The sequence below is a fragment of the Sphaerisporangium sp. NPDC005289 genome (assembly GCF_040607455.1).
In the GTDB taxonomy this organism is placed as follows: domain Bacteria; phylum Actinomycetota; class Actinomycetes; order Streptosporangiales; family Streptosporangiaceae; genus Sphaerisporangium; species Sphaerisporangium rhizosphaerae.
Window position 1 is genome coordinate 136,086 of the sequence record NZ_JBEXGS010000017.1, and the last position, 13,500, is coordinate 149,585.

The window sequence follows — 13,500 nt, forward strand, 5'->3', positions numbered from 1 at the left end:
ACATCCGCGCCACCACCAACGGACCGAACGGGGAGGAAGACCGGTGACCTCTGCGCCGACGATCGGCGTGCTCGCCCTCCAGGGCGACGTGCGTGAACACGTCCGGGCCCTGGAGGCCTCCGGCGCCAGGGCCGTGGCCGTTCGCCGCCAGGCCGAGCTGGAGGCGGTCGACGCGCTGGTCCTGCCGGGCGGCGAGTCCACGACCATGTGGAAGCTCGCCGAAGCGTTCGAGCTGCTCGAACCGCTGCGCATGCGCGTCAAGTCCGGCATGCCGACCTACGGCTCCTGCGCCGGGATGATCATGCTGGCCGACCGCATCGAGGGCGGCATCGAAGGCCAGCAGACCCTCGGCGGCATCGACATGGTCGTGCGTCGCAACGCCTTCGGCCGCCAGGTCGACTCTTTTGAGGCATCCTTGGACTTCGCGGGACGCGGTCGGCTGCGCGCCGTCTTCATCCGGGCTCCGTGGGTCGAGTCCGTCGGCGCGGATGTCGAGGTGCTGGGACGGGCCGAGCCTGGGGATAGGATCGTCGCGGTCCGGCAGGGACCTCTGCTCGCGACGTCCTTCCATCCCGAGCTGACCGGGGACACGCGGGTTCATTCGTATTTTGTCGAGATGGTGAGGGAGCTCTAGGCGATGTCCGGCCACTCCAAATGGGCGACGACGAAGCACAAGAAGGCCGTGATCGACGCCAAGCGCGGCAAGCTCTTCGCGAAGCTCATCAAGAACGTCGAGGTGGCGGCCCGTACCGGTGGTCCTGACCCGGACGGCAACCCGACGCTGTACGACGCCATCCAGAAGGCGCGCAAGAGCTCGGTGCCCGTCGACAACATCGAGCGCGCCCGCAAGCGCGGCGGCGGCCTGGAGGCGGGCGGCGCCGAGTACCAGACGATCATGTACGAGGGCTACGCGCCGGGCGGTGTCGCGGTGCTGGTCGAGTGCCTCACCGACAACCGCAACCGCGCGGCCTCCGAGGTCCGCGTCGCCATGACCCGCAACGGCGGCTCCATGGCCGACCCCGGCTCGGTGTCCTACATGTTCAACCGCAAGGGCGTCGTCATCGTGCCCAAGGGCGGCCTCAGCGAGGACGACGTGCTGGTCGCCGTCCTGGACGCCGGCGCCGAGGAGGTCAACGACCTCGGCGACTCCTTCGAGGTCGTCTCCGAGGCCGGCGACCTGGTCCCGGTCCGCAAGGCCCTGCAGGACGCCGGCATCGACTACGACTCCGCCGAGAGCAGCTTCATGCCGACGCTGAGCGTGCCCCTCGACGAGGATTCGGCCCGCAAGGTCTTCCGCCTCATCGACGCCCTGGAGGACAGCGACGACGTCCAGAACGTCTACGCCAACTTCGACGTCTCCGACGACGTGCTGGCCAAGCTCGACTGACGCCGGTCCGGCCGGGCCGCCGACTGGGATGGAAAACGGTTCGACCTGGTCGGGGCGGGGCCCTAGGTTGGGCGGTTGTGGAAATTCGTGACGTGACGGTCGGCGACCTCGGCGCCGTGCTCGACAACCGCATACGCGCCTTCGGCCCCATTCCGCCCGGCAGCGCCGAGCAGTGGCGCGCCATGGCGACCGCCGCCCTGGGCGACGGCCGTTACCTCGGCGTCTTCGACGGCGCGCGCCTGGTCGCCACCAGCAGGATCATCCGCTTCGACCAGTGGTGGCACGGCCGGCCCGTCTCGATGGGCGGGGTCGCCAGCGTCACCGTCGCCCCCGAGGACCGCGGCCGCGGCGTCGGACGCCTGCTCATCCAGGCCACCGTCGACCGCTGCGCCGACCTCGGCCACGCGATCTCGGCGCTGTACCCCGCCACCACCCCTGTGTACCGCGGCGCCGGCTACGAGCACGCCGGCGCGCGCAGCCGCGTCACCGTCCCCACCGAGGCGCTGCGCGCCCTCGGGGCCCGCGACGGCGTGAAGCTGCGCAGGATGGGCCCCGGCGACGCCCCCGAGCTGCTCGCCACGATGGCACGCGTCTACGCCTCCACGCGCGCCTGCGGGCCGCTGGGGTGGGAGGAGTCCGCCGCCCGCCGGTGGCTGGCCGATGAGGACGACTTCGCCTACCTCGCCGAGGACGGCTACGTCGTCTACCGCTGGCACCAGGGGAACATCGAGGTGGAGAACCTGGTGGCCGGCTCGGAGGCGACGGCCAGGGCGCTGTGGTCCCTGGTCGGCACGGCCTCCTCGGTCGCCGCCACCGTGAGGGCCAGCGTCGAGCCGGACGACCCGATGCTGTGGCTGCTGCGCGAGCGCTCGCGCGACTCGGTCGAGCAGACCCGCTGGATGCTCCGCCTCATCGACCTGCCGGCCGCCGTCGCCGCCCGCGGCTACCCGGCCGGGACCGGCCTCGACACCGTCGTCCGAGTCGAGGACCGCATGCGCCCGTCCAACTCCGGCGCCTGGCGGCTGCGCGTCCGCGATGGAGCCGGCACGGCCACTCCCGCCGAGGGCCCCGCCGGGGACGAGGTGGCCCGCCTCACCATCGGCGGCATGTCGGCCCTGTTCGCGGGCGTCCACACCAGCACCCTGCGCCGCGCCGGGCTGCTCACCGGCGGCACCCCGGACGGCGACGACCGCCTCGGCGCCGCCTTCGCCGCCAAGCCCTACATGATCGACTACTTCTGACCCCGGCCCCGGCGCCTCTGCCACCGTGCAGGGCTAGGACACGGCGGCGCGGCCGGTGCGTGCGCGGGGCCGCCGATGCCGGTACAGTTCCTCCGAACAGGTGTTCGGCGAGGTTGGAGGCGTGCGGGTGCGGCTGCCTGAGCTGCGGGTGCTGGGGGTCGATCCCGGGCTGACCCGATGCGGTCTCGGCGCCGTCGAGGGGCGGGCAGGCGCCCCGCTGTCGCTGGTCAAGGTCGGCGTCGCGCGCACCCCGGCCGACGAGGGCATCGGCGAGCGCCTGGTGGCCATCGAGGCCGAGATCGAACGCTGGCTGGACGAGATCAAGCCGGACGCCGTCGCGGTCGAGCGGGTCTTCAGCCAGAGCAACCTGCGCACGGTCATGGGCACGGCCCAGGCCTCCGCCGTGGCGATCGTCTGCGCCGCCCGCCGGGGGCTGCCGGTCGCCCTGCACACCCCCTCCGAGGTCAAGGCCGCCATCACCGGGTTCGGCAACGCCGACAAGGCGCAGGTCGGCACCATGGTCACCCGGCTGCTCCGGCTCGACGCCATGCCCAAGCCCGCCGACGCCGCCGACGCGCTGGCCCTGGCCATCTGCCACATCTGGCGCGGCGGCGCCCAGAACCGCCTCGCCGACGCCCTCGCCAAGGCCAGATCCACCGGCACGCGCCCGCCGTCGGCGGGCGCGCGCGGCGCCAGGCCCGCCGCGGCGCCGCCCTCCGGCCTTCCCGCGAAAGGAGCCGGCCAGTGATCGCTTCGGTGTCCGGCCGCGTCGCCGCGCTCGCCCCCGACTCCGCGGTGGTCGAGGTGGGCGGCGTCGGCGTCCTGGTCCACTGCACTCCCGGCACGCTGGCGGGGCTGCGGGTGGGCGAGCAGGCCCGCCTGGCCACCTCGCTGGTGGTCCGCGAGGAGTCGCTCACTCTTTACGGCTTCGGCTCCGACGACGAGCGCGTGGTGTTCGAGATGCTCCAGACCGCCTCGGGGGTCGGCCCGCGTCTCGCCCTGGCCATGCTCGCCGTCCACGCGCCGAACGCCCTGCGGGTCGCGGTGGCCGGGGCCGACGTCAAGGCGCTCACCATGGTCCCCGGCATCGGCCAGAAGGGGGCGCAGCGCATCATCCTGGAGCTGAAGGACAAGCTCGGCACCCCGGACGCGGCCGTCGCCGCGGCGCTGAACGGCAAGGCGAGCAAGCCCGCCTGGCGCGAGCAGGTGCACGCCGGCCTGGTCGGGCTGGGCTACTCCGCCAAGGACGCCGACGAGGCGATCTCCATCGTGTCCCCCGAGGCCGACGCCGAGCTGGCCGCCGGGCGCACCCCCGCGGTCGCCGCCCTGCTGAAGGCCGCCCTGCGGGCCCTGAGCGTGCGATGAGCGCCGTCCAGGCGATCGGCGGCGCCGGCGCGCCCGCCGGGGGTTGGACGTCCCGGCCCGTGGCGGCGAGCATCGACCTCGCGGGCGGGCCCCGCCGCGTGAGCCGTGACCCTGTGGCGGAGGCGCTGCCGGTGAGCCCTACTCATGTGACGGAGGCCCTGCGGTGAGCCTTGAGCGTGACCTGGTGTCCCCCGACGCCGAGGGCGACGAGCAGGCCGTCGAGTCGGCGCTGCGCCCCAAGCGCCTCGGCGAGTTCATCGGCCAGGGCCGGGTGCGCGAGCAGCTGTCGCTGGTGCTCGAGAGCGCGCTGCGCCGAAGCCGGCCGCCCGACCACGTCCTGATGAGCGGTTCGCCGGGGCTCGGCAAGACCACCCTCGCCATGATCATCGCGGCCGAGCTGGGCATGCCCCTGCGGCTGACCTCCGGCCCCGCCCTGGAGCGCGCGGGGGACCTCGCGGCGATCCTGTCCACCTTGTCCGAGGGCGAGGTGCTGTTCATCGACGAGATCCACCGCATGGCCCGCCCCGCCGAGGAGATGCTCTACCTCGCCATGGAGGACTTCCGGGTCGACATCGTCGTCGGCAAGGGCCCGGGGGCCACGGCGATCCCGCTGGAGATCGCCCCCTTCACCCTGGTCGGGGCCACGACCCGCGCCGGGCTGCTGCCCGCTCCGCTGCGCGACCGGTTCGGCTTCGTCGCCCACATGGACTTCTACGACGTGGCCGAGCTCGAACAGGTGCTGCGCCGTTCGGCGCGGCTGCTCGGGCTGGAGCTCCCCGACGAGGGCGCGCACGAGATCGCCCGCAGGTCCAGGGGCACGCCCCGCATCGCCAACCGCCTGCTGCGGCGGGTGCGCGACTTCGCCGAGGTCCGCGCCGACGGCGTGATCACCAGGGACACCGCCTCGGCCGCGCTGAACCTGTACGAGGTGGACGCCGAAGGGCTCGACCGGCTCGACCGCGCCGTCCTGGGCGCGCTGCTGCGCAAGTTCGGCGGCGGTCCGGTGGGGCTGTCGACGCTGGCCGTGGCGGTGGGGGAGGAGCCCGAGACGGTCGAGGTCGTCGCCGAGCCGTTCCTGGTGCGCCAGGGCCTGATCGCGCGCACGCCGCGCGGCCGGGTGGCCACGGCCGCGGCCTGGACGCACCTCGGCATGGTCCCCCCGCCGGACGCCTTCGGCGCGGCGGCCCAGCCGGTCCTGTTCGAGGACCCCGGTGCCTCCTGAGCGAGGCAGGGCCGAGCCGGGGGACGCCGGCCTCGGGCGCCCGGTGTGGGGCGGTGGCAGGTGACGGCCCGCGCGCGTTCTGACTGGGAGGTTGACAGAGGTCGCGGTGCTGCCTGCGAGCTGTGCACATGTTTGGGGGGATACGCCGGATCATTCGGGCTGTTCGGGGATGCCGCCGCAGCAGGGCGCCGCGGGCACTGAAAGTTTCAAGCCGGTCGTATCCGCCGGTCACAGATCGGTGACAACGGGAACTTTCCCGCCTGCAAGAGCGTGGGTTCGTTGCCGGGCTTTGACAAGCTCGCCTAAACTCCGTGGCTTGGCTGGCTGTGTACGCTGACGCGATCAGTGTGTGGCCGTGCCGATCGCCGCCAGACCGCCGGCGCCAGGCCGGTCAATTCTTAACCGGAAGGAAGCCCCGTGCAGGGCCTTGGATCGTTCGTGCCACTGATCTTGCTGGTCGTGGTGTTCTATTTCCTGCTCATCCGCCCGCAGCGTAAGCGGGCGCAGGAGCAGGCGCAGATGCAGAGCAGTGTGACGCCGGGCACCCGTGTGATGACCACGACCGGCCTGTTCGGCACCGTCATCGCCGTCGAGGACGACGACGTGATCCTCGAGGTCGCGCCCGGCGTCGAGACCCGCTGGACGAAGGCGGCCATCGGCCGCGTGCTCGTCCCGGTCGAGGAGGAGACGGTGGACAATGGAATCGTCGAGCCGGAACCCGTCACCGACGTCAAGCCGGCCGACGCACCGGAGATCCGCGGAGACGAAGGTCCGAGCGACAAGAAGTCCTGAGTAGGCTCACCGCAAACCCCTTGACGAAAGAATCGACCACCAGTGGCCCCATCGACCAGTAGCCAGAGCAGGCCGGGACGCGTGCTCCTGGCCCTCTTGGTGCTCATCCTCGCCATGGGCGGGGTGATGGCACTGCAGAAGGCCTTCGTGCCCAAGTTCGGCCTCGACCTCGCCGGCGGCACCACGGTGACGCTGTCTCCGGTCACGGAGGCAGGTGCGGCTCCCTCCCAGGAGAGCCTCGACCTGGCCGTCAACATCCTCCGCGACCGGGTGAACGGTACGGGCATCTCCGATGCCGAGGTCGCCAAATCGGGTGACAACATCGTCATCTCGGTTCCCGGCGCCGGGCAGAAGGAGGTCGTCGGGCGCTTGGGCACCACGGCCGAGCTCCGCTTCCGTCAAGTGCTCGCGGTGGCCCCGGCGGTCATCGCCCCGAGCCCGCTGCCGACCACGCCCGCGACGCCCGCGCCCTCGGGCACCGGCACTCCGAAGCCGGGCGCGAGCGGCCAGCCGTCATCGACCGCCAAGCCCGCCGCCACGGCCAAGCCCGCGACCAGCGCGACGCCCGCGGGCCGCGCCCTGTCGTCGGCGCTGACCGCCCCGACCCCGGCGCCGTCCACTTCGGCCTCGGGGTCCGGCAAGGCCGACAAGAGCGCCAAGGCCACTCCGGCGCCGAGCGCCTCGGCCCCCTCGGGCCAGCCGACCGCGCAGCCCTCCGACGACCCGATGGCGGGCGTGGACCTCACCGGCGTCGACCCGGCCGTGGCCGAGCAGTTCAAGAAGATCGACTGCACCAAGAAGGACCGAGGCCAGGGCGTCCAGGACAACCCGGACAAGCAGCTCGCGGCGTGCAGCAAGGACGGCGACGCCAGGTACATCCTGGAGAAGGCCGCCGTCAAGGGCACCGAGGTGTCCGGTGCCACCTCCGGCGTCGACTCCACCACCGGCGAGTGGATCGTCCAGGTCACCTTCAAGAGCAAGGGTGCCAGCGAGTTCGCCAAGACCACCGGTCAGATCACCAGCGCGCCGCAGCCGCGCAACCAGCTCGCCATGGTGCTGGACGGCCTGGTCATCTCGGCTCCCGTCATCGAGGAGCCCATTCCCGGCGGCCAGGCCCGCATCTCCGGCAGCTTCACCCAGAAGTCCGCCACCGACCTGGCCAACCAGCTCAAGTACGGCGCGCTGCCGCTGAAGTTCAAGCAGAGCTCGATCGAGGAGGTCTCCGGCACGCTCGGGGCCGACCAGCTCAGGGGCGGCCTGCTCGCCGGCGCCATCGGCCTGGTCCTCGTGGTCTTCTACTGCCTGCTGTACTACCGGGGCCTCGGCCTGGTCGCGGTGGCCAGCCTCGTGGTGGCGACCATCCTGACCTACAGCACGGTGGTCATCCTGGGCCACAACGCCAACTTCCGGCTCTCGCTGCCGCACATCATCGGCCTCATCGTGTCGATCGGCATCACCGCCGACTCCTTCATCGTCTACTTCGAACGCATGCGAGACGAGATGAAGGAGGGCAGGCGGTCGCTGCGGGTCGCCGTCGAGGTCGCCTGGGCCCGCGCCCGGCGCACCATCCTGATCGCCGACGCGGTCATGTTCATCGCCGCCGTGGTGCTGTACTTCCTCGCGGTCGGCGGCGTGGCCGGGTTCGCCTTCGCGATGGGCCTGACCACCCTGATCGACATCGCGGTGGTGTTCCTGTTCACCAAGCCGTTCGTCGCCCTGCTGGCCAAGCTCCCGTTCTTCGCCAAGGGGCACAAGCTGTCGGGCCTCGACGCCGAGCGCATGAGCCGCGAGGCGCCGGCCGCTCGCACGACCGTTCCGCAGGAGGGCTGATGTCTGCCATCGGGGCGCTCGGGCGCCGTCTGTACCGCGGCGAGGTCAACGTCGACTTCGTCGGCAGGTACAAGCTCTGGGCGACGCTGTCGGGGGTCCTGCTGCTGATCTCCATCCTCGGGCTGGTCATCCAGGGGCTCAACCTGGGCATCGAGTTCCGGGGCGGTTCGGTCTTCAGCTTCGACAAGCCGGCCGCGTCCTCCATCGCCGACGTCCGCGACACCGTCGAGGCGGTCGGCGGTCACCAGGTGATCGTGCAGGAGGCCGGCACGCGCTGGCGGGTCACCACCCAGAGCCTGCCGGAACAGGGCGTGACGAAGGTCGCCGACGCCATCTCCGCCAAGTACGGCGTGCCCGACAACCAGATCTCCAAGCAGATCATCGGCGCCACCTGGGGCGGTGAGGTCCTCAACAAGGCCATCATCGGCCTGATCGTGTTCATGATCGCGATCATCCTGTACCTCACGCTGGCCTTCGAGTGGAAGATGGCGCTGGCCGCGGTGGTCGCGCTCATCCACGACCTGGTCATCACGGCCGGCATCTACGCCTGGTCGGGCTTCGAGGTCACTCCGGCGACCATGCTGGGCTTCCTGACCATCCTCGGTTACTCGCTCTACGACGCCGTCGTCGTGTTCGACATGATCAAGGAGGTCACCGCCAAGCTCGGCACGACCGCCAAGATGACCTACACCGAGGCCGCCAACAACGCGCTCAACCACACGCTGATCCGCTCGCTGAACACCTCGCTGGTGGCCATCCTGCCGGTCGCCGCGATCCTGTTCATCGGCACCACGCTGTTCGGCGCGGGCACGCTGAAGGACCTGTCGCTGGCCCTGTTCGTCGGCATGATCGTCGGTACGTACTCCTCGCTGTGCGTGGCGACGCCGCTGCTGGCCAACCTCAAGGAGCGCGAGCCGAAGTACCTGGCGATCGCCAAGCGGGTCCACGCCAACCGGGTCGCCGCCTCCAAGGACGCCGCGTCCCCGGGCAAGGCCAAGGGCAAGGAACCCGCCGCCGCCTCCACCTCCGGCTCGGCGAACGGGTCGGTGGCCACGGGCAAGCGCAAGAAGCGCTAGCCCCGCACCCGCACGTCCCTCAGCGCCCCCGTGAGCTCGCCGCCACGGGGGCGCTCGCCTGCTGCCACCGGGCGGTCCCCTAGGATCGCTGGGCGCCGCACCGCCGCCGGAAAGGACCCCCTATGAGCGACCTCACCACGACGATCCTCGACCGCATCAGGGACGTGCCCGACTACCCCCGGCCGGGGGTGATGTTCAAGGACATCACGCCGCTGCTCGGCGACCACGGGGCCTTCTCCTCGGTGGTCGACGCGCTGGCCGACGGCCTCGCGGTGGACAAGGTCGTCGGCATCGAGGCCCGCGGCTTCATCGTGGCCGCCCCGGTGGCCTACCGCGCGGGAGCCGGGTTTGTGCCGGTCCGAAAAAAGGGCAAACTGCCTGCCGAGGCGCTGGAAGCGTCCTACGATCTGGAGTACGGCTCCGCCGTCATCGAGGTGCACCGCGACGCCTTCTCCCCGGGCGAGCGCGTGCTCATCGTCGATGACGTGCTGGCCACGGGCGGCACCGCCCGGGCCGCGGTGGAGCTGGTCAGCCGGGCCGGCGCGCAGGTCGTCGGCGTGTCCGTGCTGATGGAACTCGCCTTCCTCAAGGGGCGCGACCGTCTTCCCGACGTCGACCTGCGCGCCCTGGTGGTGGTCTGATCGGCTCCTCCGCGAGGTCGGCGTTCTCCAGCGTGGATACACTGGAGGATCTGGACTCGACGTGAGGAGTCTGAGTGCCCCGTGATGTGGCCTTGCCCGAAGTGACCGACACGCCTGAGCCGGTTTCCGCGCCCGCGGACGATACGGGTTTAGCCACGTCCGCAGGCACCGACGACAAGCCGGCGCCTGCCGCACGCCGCAGGCTTTCCCGGTTCGGGGGGCAATGGGGTGGCGCGATGAATCCGGTCCTGGAACCGCTGTTCAAGACGGTCCGCGCCACGCATCCCAAGGCGGATCTGCGCGTGATCGAGCGCGCCTACGACGTCGCCGCCTACCACCACCGTGATCAGAAGCGTAAGAGCGGCGATCCTTACATCACCCACCCGCTGGCGGTGGCGACGATCCTCGCCGAACTCGGCACCGACGACGAGACCCTGTGCGCGGCGCTGCTCCACGACACCGTGGAGGACACCGCCTACGGGCTGGACGAGCTGAGCGCCGACTTCGGCGAGAGCATCGCGCTGCTGGTCGACGGGGTCACCAAGCTCGACAAGGTCAAGTTCGGCGACGCCGCGCAGGCCGAGACCGTGCGCAAGATGGTCGTGGCGATGTCCCGCGACATCCGGGTGCTGGTCATCAAGCTCGCCGACCGCCTGCACAACATGCGCACCCTGCGCTACCTGCCCCGCCACAAGCAGGAGCAGAAGGCCCGCGAGACGCTCGAGATCTTCGCGCCGCTGGCCCACCGTCTCGGCATGAACACCATCAAGTGGGAGCTGGAGGATCTCGCCTTCGGCATGCTCTACCCCAAGCGGTACGACGAGATCGCCCGCATGGTGTCCGAGCGCGCGCCGCGCCGCGACCTGTTCCTGCAGGAGGTCATCGAGAAGGTCTCGGCCGACCTGCGCGAGGCCAAGATCCGCGCGACGGTCAAGGGCAGGCCCAAGCACTACTACTCGATCTACCAGAAGATGATCGCGCGCGAGGTCGCGTTCGACGACATCTACGACCTGGTGGGCATCCGCGTGCTGGTCGACACCGTGCGCGACTGCTACGCGGCGCTAGGAACGATCCACGCTCGGTGGAACCCGGTGCCCGGCCGGTTCAAGGACTACATCGCGATGCCCAAGTTCAACATGTACCAGTCGCTGCACACGACGGTCATCGGGCCCGAGGGCAAGCCGGTCGAGCTGCAGATCCGCACCCGCGCGATGCACCACCGCGCCGAGTACGGCGTGGCCGCCCACTGGAAGTACAAAGAGGAGATAGGCGCCGCCGGCGCGGCAGGGGCGCGGGTGAAGCAGGCCGGCGACATGGCCTGGCTGCGCCAGCTCCTCGACTGGCAGAAGGAGACCTCCGACCCGGGCGAGTTCCTGGAGTCGCTGCGGTTCGACCTGTCGGTGTCGGAGGTCTTCGTCTTCACCCCCCGCGGCCAGGTCATCGCGCTGCCCGAGGGGGCGACGCCGGTCGACTTCGCCTACGCCGTGCACACCGAGGTGGGCCACCGGTGCATCGGCGCCCGGGTGAACGGCCGCCTGGTGCCGCTGGAGTCGCGGCTGAGCAACGGCGACGCCGTCGAGATCTTCACCTCCAAGTCGCCCGACGCCGGCCCGTCCCGCGACTGGCTGAAGTTCGTCAAGAGCGGCCGGGCGCGCAACAAGATCCGCCAGTGGTTCTCCAAGGAGCGCCGCGAGACGGCGATCGAGGCGGGCAAGGAGGCCATCGGGCGGGCGATGCGCAAGCAGGGCCTCCCATTGCAGCGCCTGATGTCCGGAGAGACGCTCCTGGCCCTCGCCAGGGACCTTCGCTACCCCGATGTCTCGGCGCTGTACGCGGCGGTCGGAGAGGGCCACACAGGCGCTCAGTCGGTGGTCGAGAAGCTCGTCCAGTCCCTCGGGGGAGTGGACGCCGCCGAGGAGGACATCGCCGAGGCGGCCGTCCCGACCAAGATGCGCGGCCGCCCGCGCACCGGCACCAACGCCGGAGTGATCGTGGCGGGCGACTCCGACGTCTGGGTGCGGCTTTCGCGCTGCTGCACGCCGGTGCCCGGCGACGAGATCGTGGGCTTCGTGACCCGGGGGCACGGGGTGTCGGTCCACCGCACCAACTGCCCCAACATCGAGCAGCTGCGCTCCGAGCCCGACCGGCTGGTCGAGGTGAGCTGGTCGCCCGGCGACGACTCGGTGTTCCTGGTGGCGATCCAGGTGGAGGCCCTGGACCGGCCGCGCCTGCTGTCGGACGTCACCCGCACGCTGTCCGACCAGCACGTCAACATCCTGTCGGCGTCGGTGACGACCTCCCGTGACCGCACGGCGGTCAGCAAGTTCACCTTCGAGATGGGCGACCCCAAGCACCTCGGCCACGTGCTGAAGGCCGTGCGCAACATCCAGGGCGTCTACGACGTCTACCGCGTCACCAACTGACCGGTTCCGTCCCGGCGGCGTGGCCTGCCCGCGGGGACGGTCGCTGGTCCCGCGCGCCCGCGGTCGTCCTGAGAGCCGCCGCGGTGACCGGCCCGCGAGTCACGTGCGCCGCGCCCGGGGCCGCCCGGGTGACCCGCCCGCGATCACGTGCACCGCGCCCGATGTCGTCCTGGGGGCCGTGGAAGCCGTGGAAGATGCGGAGGACGTGGAGGCCGCTCATCCGCGCGACCGCCGGTCCCGTCCGCCCGGGACCGTCCCCCCGATGGACGGCTTCCCGGGCCGCGGGTCAGGAGAACTCGGCGAGCGTGCGCTCGGCCTCCTCCAGCCAGGAACGGCGGGCGGCGATGGCCTCCTCGGCCTCCTTGACGTCCTTGTCCTTGCCCGCGGCGCTCGCCTTGGCCAGGCGCCCCTCGAGCTGCTCGATGGACTTGCGGAGCTGGTCGACGGTGTTCTGCGCCCGGGCGCGGGCCTCGGGGTTGGACCGCTTCCACTCGGTCTCCTCGGCCTTGCGGACGGCCTCGTCGATGCGGCGCAGCCCGCCTTCGAGCTTGTCCCTGGACTCCCGGGGCACCGGCCCGACGGCCTCCCAGCGCTCCAGCACGCCGCGCAGCGCGGCGCGCGCGGACCGGGCGTCGGTCACCGGCAGGATCCGCTCGGCGTCGGCCAGGATGCGCTCCTTGGCCTCGGCGTTCTCCCGCAGGGAGGCGTCGCGCTCGGCGAACACCGCGGAACGGGCCTGGAAGAACTGGTCCTGGGCCCCCTTGAAGCGGCCCCACAGCTCGTCCTCGGCCTCGCGCGATGCCCGCCCGGCGTTCTTCCACTGCCGCATGAGCTCGCGGTAGGCCGAGGCGGTGTCACCCCAGTCGGTGGAGGTGGCGAGCTGCTCGGCCTCGGCGACGATGCGCTCCTTGATGCTGCGCACCGACTCGCGCTGCTCGTCCAGTCCGGCGAAGTAGGACTTGCGCCGCTTGGCGAACGCCGTGCGGGCGGCCGACAGCCGCTTCCACAGGGCCGCCTCGGTCACGCGGTCGATGCGCTCGGCGGTCTTCCACTCCTCGACCAGCTGGCGCAGCCGCTCGCCGCCGGACTTCCAGTGGGTGGTGTCCTCGGCGATGCGCTCGGCCTCGGCGACGATGCGTTCCTTGATCTCCCGTGACTGGGCGCGCGCCTGGTCGCGGGCGGCCTTGACCTCCTCGCGGCGCTTGCCGACCAGCTCGCTGAGCGCCGCCAGGCGGTCCTCCAGCGCGCCGAGGTCACCGACCGCGTGCGCCTCGGTGATCGACTCGCGCAGCTTGACGATCGTCGCCTCCGCCTGGGCAGGTGGCAGGTCGGTGCCGCGAAGCCGCTGTTCCAGCAGTTCAACCTGGGTCGCCAGCTCGTCGTACTTGCGATGGAAGTAGGCCAGGGCCTCTTCCGGTTCACCGGCCTGCCAGGACCCGACGGCCCGTTCTCCCTCGGCCGTACGAACGTAGACGGTGCCGTCGTCGTCTACCCGGCCCCACGGGTCGGTGCTCACCGTGTCC

13 protein-coding genes are annotated in these 13,500 nt (G+C 71.4%); 12 read left to right on the top strand and 1 reads right to left on the bottom strand.

What is annotated here, in order from left to right:
- Positions 1 to 43 precede the first annotated feature (43 nt).
- From pdxT to ABZT47_RS27280, 12 genes are all read left to right on the top strand, one after another.
- Positions 44 to 634 carry a pyridoxal 5'-phosphate synthase glutaminase subunit PdxT gene (gene pdxT / locus ABZT47_RS27225; RefSeq protein WP_354847825.1) on the top strand — a complete coding sequence of 197 codons (591 nt, stop codon included), beginning with the start codon at positions 44 to 46 and terminating at the stop codon, positions 632 to 634.
- 3 nt (positions 635 to 637) lie between these two features.
- Positions 638 to 1,387: a YebC/PmpR family DNA-binding transcriptional regulator gene (locus ABZT47_RS27230; protein WP_354847827.1), complete on the top strand. Its 750-nt coding sequence runs from the start codon at positions 638 to 640 to the stop codon at positions 1,385 to 1,387.
- Between the two features lie 77 nt (positions 1,388 to 1,464).
- The gene (locus ABZT47_RS27235) at positions 1,465 to 2,628 is read left to right on the top strand and encodes a GNAT family N-acetyltransferase (protein WP_354847829.1); all 1,164 of its coding nucleotides are present in this window, start codon (positions 1,465 to 1,467) and stop codon (positions 2,626 to 2,628) included.
- Between the two features lie 142 nt (positions 2,629 to 2,770).
- Entirely contained in the window at positions 2,771 to 3,376 is a 606-nt protein-coding gene (ruvC, locus tag ABZT47_RS27240) for a crossover junction endodeoxyribonuclease RuvC (RefSeq protein ID WP_354847972.1), read from the top strand.
- Positions 3,373 to 3,993: a Holliday junction branch migration protein RuvA gene (gene ruvA, locus ABZT47_RS27245; RefSeq protein ID WP_354847832.1), complete on the top strand. Its 621-nt coding sequence runs from the start codon at positions 3,373 to 3,375 to the stop codon at positions 3,991 to 3,993. The genes ruvC and ruvA overlap by 4 nt, the downstream gene beginning before the upstream one ends.
- Positions 3,990 to 4,160 (top strand): hypothetical protein, encoded by a 171-nt coding sequence (locus ABZT47_RS27250; protein WP_354847835.1) that lies wholly within the window; start codon positions 3,990 to 3,992, stop codon positions 4,158 to 4,160. Before ruvA ends, ABZT47_RS27250 begins: the two co-directional genes overlap by 4 nt.
- Complete coding sequence (gene ruvB, locus ABZT47_RS27255; RefSeq protein WP_354847838.1) at positions 4,157 to 5,215, top strand: Holliday junction branch migration DNA helicase RuvB; 1,059 nt, start codon at positions 4,157 to 4,159, stop codon at positions 5,213 to 5,215. Before ABZT47_RS27250 ends, ruvB begins: the two co-directional genes overlap by 4 nt.
- Before the next feature lie 417 nt (positions 5,216 to 5,632).
- The gene (gene yajC, locus ABZT47_RS27260) at positions 5,633 to 6,007 is read left to right on the top strand and encodes a preprotein translocase subunit YajC (RefSeq protein ID WP_354847841.1); all 375 of its coding nucleotides are present in this window, start codon (positions 5,633 to 5,635) and stop codon (positions 6,005 to 6,007) included.
- A gap of 81 nt (positions 6,008 to 6,088) precedes the next feature.
- A complete protein-coding gene (gene secD / locus ABZT47_RS27265) occupies positions 6,089 to 7,837 on the top strand; it encodes a protein translocase subunit SecD (RefSeq protein ID WP_354847844.1) in 1,749 nt (582 codons plus the stop codon).
- Positions 7,837 to 8,913, top strand: a complete 1,077-nt coding sequence (secF, locus tag ABZT47_RS27270) for a protein translocase subunit SecF (protein WP_354847846.1) — start codon at positions 7,837 to 7,839, stop codon at positions 8,911 to 8,913. The genes secD and secF overlap by 1 nt, the downstream gene beginning before the upstream one ends.
- Positions 8,914 to 9,035: 122 nt before the next feature.
- Positions 9,036 to 9,554: an adenine phosphoribosyltransferase gene (locus ABZT47_RS27275; protein ID WP_354847849.1), complete on the top strand. Its 519-nt coding sequence runs from the start codon at positions 9,036 to 9,038 to the stop codon at positions 9,552 to 9,554.
- A gap of 236 nt (positions 9,555 to 9,790) precedes the next feature.
- Positions 9,791 to 11,977 (top strand): bifunctional (p)ppGpp synthetase/guanosine-3',5'-bis(diphosphate) 3'-pyrophosphohydrolase, encoded by a 2,187-nt coding sequence (locus tag ABZT47_RS27280; protein WP_354847852.1) that lies wholly within the window; start codon positions 9,791 to 9,793, stop codon positions 11,975 to 11,977.
- A gap of 286 nt (positions 11,978 to 12,263) precedes the next feature.
- Here ABZT47_RS27280 and ABZT47_RS27285 read toward each other — a convergent pair whose 3' ends face one another.
- On the bottom strand, positions 12,264 to 13,493 hold the full coding sequence (locus tag ABZT47_RS27285) for a DUF349 domain-containing protein (RefSeq protein ID WP_354847855.1): 1,230 nt from the start codon (positions 13,491 to 13,493) through the stop codon (positions 12,264 to 12,266).
- Positions 13,494 to 13,500: the final 7 nt, after the last annotated feature.